The 13,028-nt window shown below is 71.9% G+C and carries 12 protein-coding genes; 5 read left to right on the plus strand and 7 right to left on the minus strand.

The genetic code is table 11. The annotated features are described in order from the left end of the window. From HALOF300_RS25445 to HALOF300_RS25470, 6 genes are all read right to left on the minus strand, one after another. The coding region (locus tag HALOF300_RS25445) for a RidA family protein (RefSeq protein WP_156743687.1) at positions 1-372 on the minus strand (372 nt) is incomplete at its 3' end. A 2-nt stretch (positions 373-374) separates the two neighbouring features. Beyond that, on the minus strand, positions 375-2,006 hold the full coding sequence (locus tag HALOF300_RS25450; RefSeq protein ID WP_269455333.1) for an N-acyl-D-amino-acid deacylase family protein: 1,632 nt from the start codon (positions 2,004-2,006) through the stop codon (positions 375-377). 164 nt (positions 2,007-2,170) lie between these two features. Further along, positions 2,171-3,157, minus strand: a complete 987-nt coding sequence (locus HALOF300_RS25455) for an Lrp/AsnC family transcriptional regulator (RefSeq protein WP_197522841.1) — start codon at positions 3,155-3,157, stop codon at positions 2,171-2,173. Positions 3,158-3,245: 88 nt separating this feature from the next. Continuing rightward, positions 3,246-4,019, minus strand: a complete 774-nt coding sequence (locus HALOF300_RS25460) for a hypothetical protein (protein ID WP_156743689.1) — start codon at positions 4,017-4,019, stop codon at positions 3,246-3,248. 50 nt (positions 4,020-4,069) lie between these two features. After that, positions 4,070-4,861 carry a PIG-L deacetylase family protein gene (locus tag HALOF300_RS25465; RefSeq protein ID WP_156743690.1) on the minus strand — a complete coding sequence of 264 codons (792 nt, stop codon included), beginning with the start codon at positions 4,859-4,861 and terminating at the stop codon, positions 4,070-4,072. Positions 4,862-4,986: 125 nt separating this feature from the next. Continuing rightward, a complete protein-coding gene (locus tag HALOF300_RS25470; RefSeq protein ID WP_156743691.1) occupies positions 4,987-5,820 on the minus strand; it encodes a helix-turn-helix domain-containing protein in 834 nt (277 codons plus the stop codon). Between the two features lie 84 nt (positions 5,821-5,904). On the opposite strand from HALOF300_RS25470, the gene melA reads away from it, so the two are divergent. From melA to HALOF300_RS25485, 3 genes are all read left to right on the plus strand, one after another. After that, a complete protein-coding gene (melA, locus tag HALOF300_RS25475; protein ID WP_156743692.1) occupies positions 5,905-7,293 on the plus strand; it encodes an alpha-galactosidase in 1,389 nt (462 codons plus the stop codon). 127 nt (positions 7,294-7,420) lie between these two features. Continuing rightward, positions 7,421-7,894, plus strand: a complete 474-nt coding sequence (locus tag HALOF300_RS25480) for a GNAT family N-acetyltransferase (RefSeq protein WP_197522842.1) — start codon at positions 7,421-7,423, stop codon at positions 7,892-7,894. A gap of 178 nt (positions 7,895-8,072) precedes the next feature. Beyond that, complete coding sequence (locus HALOF300_RS25485; protein WP_156743694.1) at positions 8,073-8,795, plus strand: hypothetical protein; 723 nt, start codon at positions 8,073-8,075, stop codon at positions 8,793-8,795. A gap of 25 nt (positions 8,796-8,820) precedes the next feature. Here the strand turns inward: HALOF300_RS25485 and HALOF300_RS25490 are convergent, their stop codons facing one another. Then, positions 8,821-9,603: a GmrSD restriction endonuclease domain-containing protein gene (locus HALOF300_RS25490; protein WP_231955775.1), complete on the minus strand. Its 783-nt coding sequence runs from the start codon at positions 9,601-9,603 to the stop codon at positions 8,821-8,823. Between the two features lie 308 nt (positions 9,604-9,911). On the opposite strand from HALOF300_RS25490, the gene HALOF300_RS25495 reads away from it, so the two are divergent. Next, complete coding sequence (locus HALOF300_RS25495) at positions 9,912-10,232, plus strand: hypothetical protein (RefSeq protein ID WP_156743695.1); 321 nt, start codon at positions 9,912-9,914, stop codon at positions 10,230-10,232. Then, entirely contained in the window at positions 10,226-12,994 is a 2,769-nt protein-coding gene (locus HALOF300_RS25500; RefSeq protein WP_156743696.1) for a hypothetical protein, read from the plus strand. Before HALOF300_RS25495 ends, HALOF300_RS25500 begins: the two co-directional genes overlap by 7 nt. Positions 12,995-13,028: the final 34 nt, after the last annotated feature.

Consider the following 13,028-nt stretch of genomic DNA (forward strand, 5'->3'; position numbering starts at 1 on the left):
CTCCACGAGGATGCCGGGCAGGACGCTGCCGACGGTGGTGCGCACCGGGTAGGGCGCCTCGAAGTGGGCGGCGTAGGCGGCGTTGAACTCGGCGAAGTCGCGGTGCACGTCGGCCAGGTGCACGGTCGCCTTCAGCACGTCGTCGAGGTCGGCGCCCACGGCTCCGAGCGCGGTGGCGACGTTCCTCAGCACGGCGTCGGTCTGGGCGGCGACGCTCTCGGGGATCTCGCCGGTGACCGGGTCCTGCGGGCCGAAGCCGGCGGTGATGACGAGATCGCCGATGGTGGCGACGTGGCTGTACGGCCCGGCCGGTTGCGGCAGACCCTCGGTGAGGGTCCGCTTGGTGATCGTCGTCGGCTCGTGGTTGCCCATGTTCAGGCGGCCTCTCGGTTCGTGACGGCGCGGCCGGGGCGGGCGCCGGTGGGTTCGGTATCGGTCAGGACCGGCTCGCCGTTGACGAGGACGTGGTGGATCCCGACGGCGGTCAGGCGGGGCTGGTCGAAGGTGGCGCGGTCGGCCACGGTGGCCGGGTCGAAGCAGACGACGTCGGCCGCCGCGCCCACGGCCAGCACGCCGCGGTCGGCGAGCCCGATCCGCCCCGCCGGCAGTGCCGTCATCTTGTGGATCATCAGCTCCAGCGGCACCAGGGCGAGGCCCCGGGAGTACTCGCCGAGGTATCGCGCGAAGGTTCCGAACGCCCGCGGGTGGGGCCGCTGCCCGGCGAGCAGGCCGTCGCTGCCGGCGCACTGGCGCGGGTGGGACAGGACCGCGCGCAGGTTGGCCTCGTCACCCTCGTGGACCAGGCACATGGCGCCGAGGCGCTCGGAGATCAGCACGTCGCAGTACGCGTCGATCGCTCGGGCGCCGCGCCGCTGCGCGAGTTCGGCGATGGAGAGTCCCGGCAGCGAGGTGTCGGTGGCAGATCCGATGACCACCCGGGACCAGTCCACGGGCACCCGGTGGGACCCGGTGGTGCCGCGACGCTCGAGGCGCTCGGCGAGGTCGTCGCGCACGTCCGGCCGGGCCAGGAGCTCGACGATCTCGTCCACGCTGCCCTGCTGGAGGAAGCTGGGGAGCGCGGAGTGCAGGTAGCTGGAGCCGACGATGTAGGGGTAGGAGTCGAGCGTGACGTCCACGCCGTCGGCGAGAGCGGCGTCGACCAGGGCGAGGAGCTCGGGGGCGCGGCCCCGGTTCACGGCGTAGCTCAGGTGCGCGTGGGTCAGGTGCACGGCGACCCCGGTGCGCCGGCCGAGGTCCAGGCACTCGGCATAGGCCTCGATCGCGCCGGCGCCGTAGCTCCGATGGTGCGGCGCGTAGTAGCCCCCATGCGCGGCGAGGACCTCGCACAACCGCGTCAGCTCGGCGTCGTCGGCGAACATGGCCGGCACATAGGTGAGGCCCGTGGACATCCCGACGGCGCCACCCGCCAGGGCGTCGGCGAGCAGCCCGGCCATCCGGTCCAGCTCGGTGGGCGTCGTGGGACGCCGTTCGGTGCCCATGACGAGCAGCCGCAGCGTCCCGTGCGGGGCCAGGTAGGCGACGTTCACGGCGGCGCCGCTGACCCGCTCCAGGAACTCCGGGACGCTGGCCCAGGCGATGCCGCCGTCGGGCAGGTCCCCGTTCCAGCCGCGGATCCGTCCGTGCAGGTCCGCGGCTGCCGCCGGGGTGATCGGGGCGTAGGAGAGACCGTCCTGGCCGATGACCTCGGTGGTGACGCCCTGGCTGACGGCGCTGAGCCGGTCGGGTTCGCGGATCAGGGCGAGGTCGGCGTGCGCATGCATGTCGATGAAGCCCGGGCAGACCACGAGGCCGGTGGCATCGATGGTCCGCTGGCCGACTCCGGACCTGTCGGCGCGACCTGCGTCGCCGGGACTTGCGTCGCCGCGATCGGCGGGCGCTTCTTCGATCGCCGTGATGCGGCCGCCGCGGAGGTGGACGTCGGCGGGGCGGGCCGGCGCACCGGTGCCGTCGATGACGAGACCGCCGCGAATCCGGGTGGGCGTCACTGGGTCTCCGTTCGGTGCGTGGGTTTCGCGAGAACATACCCACGTGGACGCGGAGAGGCATGAATCGACAGCCAGATGAGCGAACAAGTCGTTGGGACTGGCTTGTGTGAACGAAATCGTCGCCGGAGGGTGGCGTCGGCGGGCCCGGTTCCGGTCGGTTGCGGCTAGACCGGCTCGAACACGTGCGAGGCCCGTTTGATCACGTCGAGGCCGTCGGAGACGTCAACCGCCGCCACGCCTGGGAACTGACCGACGTCCTCGGTGATGAAGCGGTAGAGGGCCTCGTCCGAAGCGAGGGCGACCTCACCGCACAGGTTCGTGTGACCGGTGGTCGCCGCGATGTTGAGCACGTTCGGGTGCGCGGCCACGGCACGCCCCACCGACTCCAGCCGCGATGGCGCCACCCGCAGCCAGATGAACGCGACCACCGGCTGACCGAGCACCTCGGGCTGGACCACGGTGCGCAACCGGAGCAGCCCCGCCGTCATCATCGCCTCGGCGCGCCGCCGCGCCGTCGCCGGCTGGATCCCGAGCGGGCTCGCCACCTCGCGCCAGCTGCGGCGGCCGTGCTCGGCGAGCTCGGCAGCCACGGCGTGGTCGAGCTCGTCCATCCGATAGTTCTCCCGAGGGCGGTCCTCCGACCAGTGATCCAGTCGCCCCGAACGAAGGGCCGCGATCGAGCGCTCGGGCAGCACCGCGCCGGTCCAGCCGTGCGGAGTGGAGAACCGGCGGATGATCTTCGACGTCGAACTCCCGATCACGCCCCGGACGCCCCTGAGCCGGTCGCTGGTGATCTCGAGCAGGTGCCGGGTCGAGCGCACATGCAACTGCGCCGCGCAGTCGAGCTCGCCACCGATCACGGAGACGTAGCCGGACTCGGGCCACTCGGAGACGGCGCGGGCCACGTCGGCGCTCGCGCCAGGTACGCAACGCAGCCGCAGGAACACCGCGAACCCGGCGTCCGCCCGTTGCTGATCGATGACGCCGACCACCCGTACCACCGGTCCGAGCAGGGACGCCAGGCGTCGGGAGACGGTGGGCGCGCTGGTGCCCGCGGCCTCGGCGAGGGCGCCCACGCGAGCGCGCGGATGCGCGAGCAGCGCCGCGACGATCCGCACGTCGACGTCCTGGATGTCGACCGGATCAGTCACGCGAGCACACAATGGAGGCGATTGTGTTCATCACAGTGGAGAGTCTCATACCGGCGCGCCGCGACCAAGGCGCGCGGCACAACCGCCGTCACGGGGCGCTGAGGAGCTCGACGAGTCTTGTCATGGCGGTCAGTCGTTCGCCGCTCTCCCAGACGGCTCGCTCCGCATCCCGAACCTCCCGGTCGATCTCGAGGCGTCGGAACCAGGCGGGCAGGTGCTTCGGGAAGGGTGCGTAGTGGCCCGAACGCGCGAAGATCTGAATGTAGGCGAGCCGCATGAGGTCGGTCTGAAGCTTGTGCGAGAGCCAGTGATGGCCGTTCCGGTCCGCGTTCTCGAGCTCCGCGAGGAAGGCGGGCGCGGCGCTGCGGAACGTCGTGTCGACCGCGCTGCGGAACGTGACGGTCGGCACCCGGACACGGCGACGTAGGTCCGCGACGGTTCCCGATGGGTCGTGGAGCAGGGTGGACTGTGCGAGTCCGGCGACCGTGTAGAGCGGATCGGGCCACTCCGAGGCGTTCCAGCCCGCCCCGGACTCGACCCGGGCGACCGTCCGCTCAAGCCGACCCAGGGTGGTGTGCACGAGATCGATGTCGATGTCGTCCGGGGCGTCACGCCGGACCTCCAGGTGGTGCTCCGGGTCGACGACGTGCCGCGTGGCGTCGGTCAGCAGCGGTTCGGTCGGAAGTGCGGCGTCCCAGACGAGCACGAGGTCGAGGTATGCACCGACGGAGAGGTCCGTGAAGCGGGAGCCCTGGCCGTAGACGCCGATGATCCTCTCGTCGGTGCCTTCGGCACCGGTCAGGACAGCGTCGATCCGCAGCTGCTCGGCTTCGGTCAGGGAATCGCGGGCGTCGCGCAGCATGTCTCGGGATGCTACCGAAGCACTCGTCCAGTGTGGCTCGGGGAAGCGGTTCAGCCGACGAGTTGCCAGGTGCCCCAGGCCGGACCTGCGGCAGCGCCCGCATCCGCGCCACGGCGCTGGGGGAGCGGGGTGCGGTCGGCGTCCAGGAACGTCTCGACCGACCACCATTCGCGCAACGTGTCCTCGCCGATCGTGGCGAGCATGCCGGCCGTCTGGGAGGCGTGTGCCCGCAGGGCGACGAGCTTGCGGTCGGCGTCCGCGCCGCTGAGGTTCAGGGCCAGCGCGACGTCTGCGTCGGGAGTGCGCAGCGGCAGCCCGTCGGCAAGGAACACGTCGAGCCGGTCATGCACGTGCGCCCAGCGGCGCACGAACGATTCCGTGGTGGTCGCGAACAGGAGCCGGGCCCGCGGGGCCGACGCCGCGCGCGCCGTGCTTGCCCACGCGGAAACGGTCTGATGGTCCTCGTGCCCGGTGAGGCCGTCCGGCCCGAACGTGACGATGGTGTCCGGTTGCACCTGCTCGACGATCCCGGCGAGCTCATCGATCGCCTGCAGCTGGTGCTGGCGAGCCAGGCTGCCGTCGGGGTGACCCAGGTGCCTGTGCTCGGTCACCCCGATCGCGGCGAGTGAGGCGGCCAGCTCGAGTCCACGGAGCCGGCCGAGCCGTTCGGGCGGCCAGCGGGTGGAGTCCGTGGTGCCGCGCTCCCCGAGTGTCGCGGTGACCACCACGACCCGCTGACCCGCATCCCGGGCCGCCGCCATCAGGCCGGCGGACAGGAACACCTCGTCGTCCGGGTGTGCCCAGACACCGAGGATCGTGCCGAGGGAGCCTGCGTCGTGCATCGGGGAACCCTTCCGGTCCGTGCGGTGATCCCCCGATCGCCGGTCGTCCTTGAGAGATTGGGGACAGTCAGTTGTACGTGCTCGTGGAGGAGGCGGTCCACGGAATTTTGATACCCGTGCCGGGCCTATCCGGGTGCCCCGGCCCGGACCGCCTGCCGGTAGCCGCCCGGCGCGCGCCCGCAGAGGCGGGTGAACTGTTCGTAGAACGCGCTCTGCGAACTGAAACCGGATGCGTGGGCGACGTCCGCCGTCGTCATAGTGGTGCTGATCAGCAACCGCTGCGCCTCGGCGACCCGGCACCGGCTCAGGTAGGTGCCGATGGTGGTGCCCACGGACCGCCGGAACAGTGTCATCGCGTAGGTCGGGTTCAGGTGCGCGGCGCGCGCGACGTCGGCGGGCGCGATCGGCTCACGGAAGTGCGCGGCGATGAACCGCGCCATCTCGACGGCGGCACGCGCCCGCCCAGGGTGAGCGCCGCCGTCGGGGGCTTCCGGTGCGGCGCGCCCGGCACGCAGCAGGCGGCGCACCAGGGCCTGCACCTCGAGCAGCGCGATGGCGGCGTCCGCCTCGAGCAGCTCCGCGTGCCAGGAGGCGAAGCGTGCACCGGCGTCGCCGGAGACCGTTGCGGCGTCCACGATCACTGGACGTGGGCGCAGCAGCGTGGCGAGGTCCTGGGCCGGCAGCGACCAGCCGAGCGCGGTACCTAGCGGCAGATGGACCCAGCCGCCGAGCGTCTCGGTACCCGCGGGGGTCAGGTGGTGCGGCGTCGCGGCCCAGAACAGGGCGATCTGCCCGGCGCTCACGCTGACCGGGGCGCCGCCGAAGAGGTAGTCGAGCCGCCCGGACACCACGAGGTTCAGTTCCACGTCGTCGTGGCGGTGCGGGCGTGCCATCACCGGGGCGGGCCCCAGATGGGTCCAGATGCCGGGCTGCATCGTCTCGACGGCGGAGTTCTCCATCCGAGCAGGTTAGCGAAGGATCCCGGAAGGACTGCCACCTTTGGCGGAGGTACTGCCGGATGGCTCGGGCCTACGGTGATGATCATGACGACTTCGACGGCGACCCCCAGGATCACCATCATCGGCGCCGGGGGCTTCGTGTTCCCGTTCCGGCTCATCGGGGACCTGCTCAGCTTCCCGGCCCTGCGCGGTGCCCGGCTGTGCCTGATGGACATCGACGCGGACCGGCTCGACCGAGTGGCCGGCGCCGCCCGCGATCTGGTCGCCCACCACGGCTTCGACGTGGACGTCGCGCGCACGACCGACCGGCGCGAGGCGCTCGACGGCGCCGACTTCGTGATCATCACGTTCCAGGTGGGCGGGGTGGAGGCGTATCGGCACGACGTCGAGATCCCACGCCGGTACGGGGTCGACCAGACCGTGGGGGACACCGTCGGCCCCGGCGGCGTGTTCCGGTTCCTGCGCTCGGTCCCGGCCTATGCCGCGATCGCTGCCGATGCCCGAGAACTCTGCCCGGACGCGCAGTTCATCAACTACGCGAACCCGATGGCGATGGCGACGGCGTACCTGAACGCGCAGGGTCTGCGCACCGTCGGGCTGTGCCACAGCGTGCAGGGCACCACCCGGATGCTCGCCCGCACCCTCGGCGTCCCGTACGAGGAGGTCACCTACCGGTGCGCCGGGATCAACCACCAGGCCTGGATCCTGGAGTACCGACGCGGTGCCGAGGACCTCTACCCCCGGCTGCGCGAGACCATGCTGGCCAAGCACCTGCCCGGCCGGGCCGCCGAGGGCCTGGCCGTCGACGACGGCGACCACTCCGGCGCCGCCGAGGAGGCGAGCACCTACGAGGGTGGCAACGAGCAGGTGCGGACGACGATCATGGACTCCTTCGGCTACTTCCAGACCGAGTCGAGCCACCACGCCTCCGAGTACCTGCCCTACTTCCGGAAGAATCCGGACCTGGTGCTCTCCTACATCCCGCAGCGCTGGGACTACTACGAGATCTGCGCCGCCCACGACGAGCCCGGCGACATCGACGAACAGTTGGCCAGGCTCAAGGATGACCTGGCGCCGTCGGTCGAGTACGGCGCGTCCATCGTGAACTCGATGGTCACCGGCGTGCCGAGCGTGGTCTACGGGAATGTGCCCAACGCCGGCGCCCTGATCGCGAACCTGCCCGCCGACGCGTGCGTGGAGGTGCCCTGCCTCGTGGATGCGGGCGGCGTGCAGCCGACGGCGCAGGGCGAGCTACCGCCCCAGCTCGCCGCCCTGAACCGCACCAACATCAACACCCAGACCCTCGCAGTGAAGGCCGCGCTGACCGGCGACGTCGAACACGTGCACCACGCGGTCGCACTCGACCCGCTGACCAGCGCGCAGTGCACCCTGACCCAGATCCGGGCGATGACGGACGAACTCCTCGAGGCACACGCGGCGAGCCTGCAGCCGGAACTGCGGCCGGCGAACTAACGGACGGCTCGCAGCGTCGAGGTCCCGCAGCCCGCACCGACTCCGCGCTGCGCACCTCCGCGCCAACGGTGTGACTCCGAGGCACCCGGCGCGTCGCAATCACACCACAACGTCTACTGTGGCGGGCGTGGAACTACGCGCCTACACCGACGATGATGCCGCGGCCACGCTCGGCGTGTTCCAGCGGGCGATCCGTGAGACGGCCAGCCGCGACTACACGCCCGAGCAGATCGCGGTCTGGGCGCCTGAGGAGGTCGACACCGAACGCTGGGCGGCTCGTCGCGCGGGCGCGGGGACGGTCGTGGCCGTCGTGGACGACGCCGTCGCCGGCTTCACCGACCTCGGCGAGGACGGCTACATCGACATGATGTTCGTCGACTCGACCCACGCGCGCCGAGGCATCGCGACCGCGCTGCTCGACCATGTGGTGAGCACCGCCGTCGGGCGTGGACTGACCGAACTGACCGTGCACGCGAGCCTGACCGCGAAGCCGTTCTTCGCCAAGCACCAGTTCACTGTGGAGGCCCAGCAGTTCCCGGTGCGCGGGGGAGTGCGGATGACGAACTTCCGGATGCGCCGGGTCCTCGGCGCTCAACGTTGAGGACCGTGGTCCCGACGGCGCCCCGGGTGCCCGAACGGGTACCGTCGCCGTCCTCTTCGCCGGCACCTGCGCCCCTGACGCCGACGATGTCCATCAGGCATGGTCGACGGAGCCGAGCGAAGCTCGGCGGCGCGGTGGACCCATCGCGTTGGTCTGTGCGCAACCGAGGGGACGGCCGATGCCAAGGGCCAGAGTCTGGGCGGATGCTCGATCGGACCGGCGGGCGGCGTCCGCCCGTGGGGCCGATCTGCCCCTCCTCACGCGGCCGCTGACCACCGACTCCCTCGTTCGGTTGCAGCGCCTGGTCGGCAACCGGTCGGTGACCGGTCTGCTGAAAGGCGGGCTGGACCCAAGTCAGGTCGTTCAACGCTGCGCGCAGAGCGAGTCCGGGGCGATCGTGAGTTCGTTCGACCCCAGCATCCGTCTGAGCGATGACGCCAGGACCACCGGTGACGGCGGCGCGCTCACCGTGTACCTGACCGGATCGTCCCCCTTCTGGCACCGAGAGGTCTGCCTCGAGTGGTTCGACGGGGTCGCCGGTGGGGGAGCGCATCTTGCGGCACACCTGACGACTCCTGATCTCGCGACGCGGGACACGATGTCCAACATCGGCAAGCAGATCTGGTCCTTCCTGCCCGGGACCGAGAAGATGAAGAGCGTCGTCAGCAGGCATGACGGTTCCTGGGACCCGAACTACCGGGCGAGTCGGACGGGTCCCGACCTCAGACGAACGGTCAGGCTGGATGAGGCGGCCAAGGAGATCAAACGCAATCTCCTGTTGGGTGAGATCGGCAAGTCCTTCGACTACGACCTGTTCAACATGGGTGTGATTGGCGACCAGGCCAAGGAGAAGAACTGCGCGGACTGGGCCCGGGATGTTGCCGGCGAGGCCTACATCTGAGCCGGCAGGCAAGCGCCGAACGGAGCTAGGGCGTGGCCGTACCCGCCGCCGTCGGCAACGGCTGCGCCGGGCAGGTGGTGAGCACGTCGAGCATCGCGTCCTGCTCGGCCGCGGTCACGGCCAGTTCGTAGGCGAGCTTCACGGCCACCTGGATCGCCACGTACTCGCACCGGAACCCTGTGTTCGGTGGCAGCCACTCGGCGGCGTCGTCGGCGCCCTTGCCCTGGTTCGCCGGGCCGTCGACCGCAAGCAGGTTCAGCGGGTCGTTCCCGAACCGTTCGAACGTGGCCAAGTCCCAGTCCTGCGCGCCGGTGACCCACGCGTTCGCCAACGCGACGACGTGGTCGATCTGCACCTGGCCAGAGGTGTCCGAACCGCGCTGGAACGACATGACCACGCCTGTGTACGGGTCCTGCAGGGTGCCGGTCTCGACCACGCAACCGTTCGTCCCCGGACGGATCGTCACGTCCACCAGGTCACGGCGCAGCACGTCGTTGCGGACGTCGCAGCCGTTGCGGTCCAGGTCCACCGACCGGTATCCGAACGCGTCCCGGTCGTAGCCCTCGGACGCGTCGTTCGCCGTGACCAGGAGCAGTTCCACGGCGGCGAGCGCGGTCCCTGGTAGCGGTGCCTGCGCCGTCGTTTCCGCGCCTTCGCCCGGGCCGGTGGTCACCTCGGTCGCGGGTGCCGCTGGTGTGATTGCCGACGGCGTGGGCGCGGCCGGCGCGGACGTCGCCTCGGGCGCCGGTCGCCAGAGCAGGAACAGCGCCGCCGCGAGGACGAGGACGAAGGCCGCGGTGACGGTCACGCGCAGCCGGCCGGGTCGCCGACGCGGGCGCTCGATGGGACCGTGGGGACCGTGGGGGACCGGGCGGCGCGGCGGCGGGGGCGGTGGCGCCGCGGTCGAAGCGGGGACTGGCATGGCGGCACCCATGTTGTCACGGGGGCGAGGCGGATCCACCTCGATCGGGCGAGTGAGCCTGTGCGCTGCGTCTCAGGCGAATCTGGGTCCGGTATGTCAGGAGCCGAAGTTACGATGACCGAAGTTCAGGCAGGACCCACGGGAGCGCGGGTCGGGCAGCCGGTGCATCAGCGCAGACCCGAACGGGAGGGCACGTGACGACGACAGGACTCTCGGTACGGGCGGCCCGCTGGCCCGTCGCGCTCGAGGTCCTCGCCGTGCTCGGTGCGATCGCCGTAGTCGCCCTGAACCTCACCGAGGCCACCTGGTGGTTGTGCCTGATCGGGTACCTGCTCGGCACCGTGACCGCGGTCGTCTTCGCCGCCGTGTACCGGAGCATCCGGGCGGCGCGGCGGAGCAAGGTCTTCCGTCCCAGCCCTGGCCTGGATCGTATCGTCACGGTCACGATGGTCGTCGGCGTGCTCGCCGGGATCGCCTGCGCGTACCTGCTCGCGACGGAGGTCGCCAAGTGGTGAGGCGCGGGCGCCGCGCCGGCATCGTGACTGTGCTGACCGTGCTGGCCGTCGCGCTCGGGCTGGCCGCGGGCACGGCCGCGCACGCCGACGCCGCGGGGGATCTCAGCGCCACCGGCTCGGAGAGCTTCTCGGACATCGCCGCCTGTACCGCACAGGCCGGCACGCTCCTGGTGTCGATCGTCGTGGACGAGTCGCAGAGCCTGCAGTGGACCGACCCCGAGGACCAGCGGGTCGGTGCTGTGCTCACGGCACTGGACTCGCTCGAACGTCTCGGCGGTGATACGGAACTGGCGGTCGAGGCGAACCTGGCTGTCTTCGGCAGCGAGTACACCGAACTCGTCGGCTGGGGCAGCCTCGAGCCCGGTGGCGCCCACGTCGCACAGCTGCGCACGGCCGCCCAGGACCAGCTTCCGGAGCGGGACGGCGCGAACCTCACGGACTATCGCGAGGCACTCTCGGGAGCCCAGTCGTCGCTCGCCGCGCGCAGTGCCGAGGTCGGTGGGGCCACCTGCAAGATGATGCTGTGGCTCACCGACGGCCGCCTCGATGTGGACGGCCGGGGTGATCGGCCGGCCACCGACGCGGCTCGCGAACAGATCTGCGCACCGGGCGGGATCATCGATGGGGTACGAGCCGACGGCGTCGCGGTCGTCGCGATGGGCCTGATGACCGCGCAGGGCCAGGGTGCCGTCGACCAGATCGACCGGGACCGTTTCCAGGCCCTCGCCGAGGGCAGCGCCGGGTCCGAGGTCTGCGGCACCAACCCGGTGCCGGCGAACGTGACCAACGGCGCGTTCATGACGGCCGACGACGCGAGCCTGCTGAACCGGCTGTTCGCGCAGATGGGCGCGCTCCTCGAGGGTGGCACGCCCGCGCAGTCGCAGGAGTGCCCCGGACCCGACTGCGTCGACGGTCGGCTGCCGGTGCCGGTGGACCCCGGTGTGGGCGGGTTCCGGCTCGTGGTCGAGTCCGCCGCCGGTGCTCCCGCGCTCCAGCTGGCGGCGCCGGACGGCACCGTCGTGACCCTCGACGCACCCGTCACCGAGGCGCCGGGCGCGACGGTGAGCCTGCTCAAGGGCGGGACGCTGAGCACGGTCGACGTCGCCATCACGGACGCGGCGGCGGGCGTCGGCACCTGGACCCTGGTCACCGACCCGAGCACCGTCACGGTCGTGGACCTGTACTACTTCTGGGGCGTGACCCTCACGGTCGAGGCCCCGGAGGGCATCGTGATCGGCGAGCCCAGTGACGTGCGGATCAGCGCCCGCGACGCCGCGGGCCAGGCGGTCGCCCCCGACGTGTACGGCTCCGTGGACCTGCAGGCCAGTGTCGACGGCGTGGCGACAACGTTCTCGCAGGTCGCCGACGGATGGGCCGCCGAGGTCACGGTGCCGGCCGATGCCGCCGTCTCATCGCTCGTCGTGGCCGCCCGGGCCACGGCCCAGACCACCCCGAACGCGATCGCGTTGGGGCCGGTCGCCGTCGAACGCGCACTCGACACGGCGTACCCGCCGTCGTTCCCGACCCTCAGCCCGGCGCGACTGGATCTGGGCAGGCTCGACGGTGCCACCTCAGCCGAGGCGGTCCTGACCCTGACCGGTGCCGACCGCGGTCCGACCCAGGTCTGTTTCGGCAACGGCACAGTGACCGTGCCCGAGCGGGCGGGGTCCGCGTCGCTCGTCGCGGGCGAGGAGTGCATCGACCTGGAGGCCGGGGCCACCCTCGACGTGCCCGTGACCCTCACCACGGCCGACCAGGCAGACGGCCGGGTCGACGGGCTCCTGCCGGTCGAGCTGCGCGGCGTGGACCCCGGCGACCCGATCACGCTCGAGGTGCCGGTCACCGCCACGATGGTGCGCCCGGTTGACGCGGCCACCCGGAACTGGCTCGTCGCCGTCCTCGTGCTCGCGGCCCTCCTGTTCGCGTACACGGCACTGGTCGTGACCAGGCGCATCGCCGGCCGGTTCGACCTGAGCCCGTTCGCGCGCTACGTCGCCGCGCCGATCACGCTGACCGCACGCGGGCCGGAGCGTCGGGACGGTGCCACCAGGATCCTCGGGCCGGAGGAGTTCCGCGGCCTCGGCGCCAGCGGCAGGCCGACCGGCTTCACGGCCGGGACGGCGCGCCACTGGGTGCACCGCCCGCGGAACCCGTTCGCCGAGGCCCAGGCCCTCGTGGCCGGGACCGGGGCTGAGGTGCCGATCACGCAGCGGCCCACCGGGCACCGTGATCCGACGGTCCGGTTCACCGACTTCCCGGGCTCCACCGGGTTCGTGATCCTCACCGACCGGCCCGAGCCCGGCGCCCCGGTGGACACGATCCGCGGCACGCTGGTCATGGTGATCGACCCGGGCAAGACCGCGAGCGTCGCGCAGATCCTGCCCGACCGGCTGGCCGAGCTCGGCCGCGTCACCTGGAGCAAGGAGATCGAGCGCGCGCACAAGGCGTGGTCGGCGCTGTCGGCGCTGGCCCCGAACGCCCCGGCGGGCCTCGGAGCGGTGGGTGGCCCACCCGGCGCGCCGGGTGTCCCCGGCGGCTCACCTCCGGCCGGCTCCGGAGCCGGGCCGGGCGCCGACCCCGGCAGCGTCGGCGGACCACCGCCACCGCGCCGCGGGACAGCCACCCAGCCGTCGGGGCCCCCACCGCCGCGCCGCGATGGGCCACCCCCGAGCAGAACGGGCCATCCGCCGTCGCCCACCCCGGCACCACCACCCGGCCGGACCGACGGCGGGATGCCACCGCCACCACCGCCACGCCGGTAGCCGGCCGGTAGCTCCGCAGACCACACGCCCACCC

Source organism: Occultella aeris (assembly GCF_902703175.1).
GTDB lineage: Bacteria > Actinomycetota > Actinomycetes > Actinomycetales > Beutenbergiaceae > Occultella > Occultella aeris.

What these genes read in the sequence shown, in the direction of transcription:
- HALOF300_RS25460 (WP_156743689.1), bottom strand. Translation starts at nt 4,019, where the DNA reads ATGCTGCGCGACGCCCGCGATTCCCTGACCGAAGCCGAGCAGCTGCGG.
- HALOF300_RS25465 (WP_156743690.1), bottom strand. Translation starts at nt 4,861, where the DNA reads ATGCACGACGCAGGCTCCCTCGGCACGATCCTCGGTGTCTGGGCACAC.
- HALOF300_RS25470 (WP_156743691.1), bottom strand. Translation starts at nt 5,820, where the DNA reads ATGGAGAACTCCGCCGTCGAGACGATGCAGCCCGGCATCTGGACCCAT.
- melA (WP_156743692.1), top strand. Translation starts at nt 5,905, where the DNA reads ATGACGACTTCGACGGCGACCCCCAGGATCACCATCATCGGCGCCGGG.
- HALOF300_RS25485 (WP_156743694.1), top strand. Translation starts at nt 8,073, where the DNA reads ATGCCAAGGGCCAGAGTCTGGGCGGATGCTCGATCGGACCGGCGGGCG.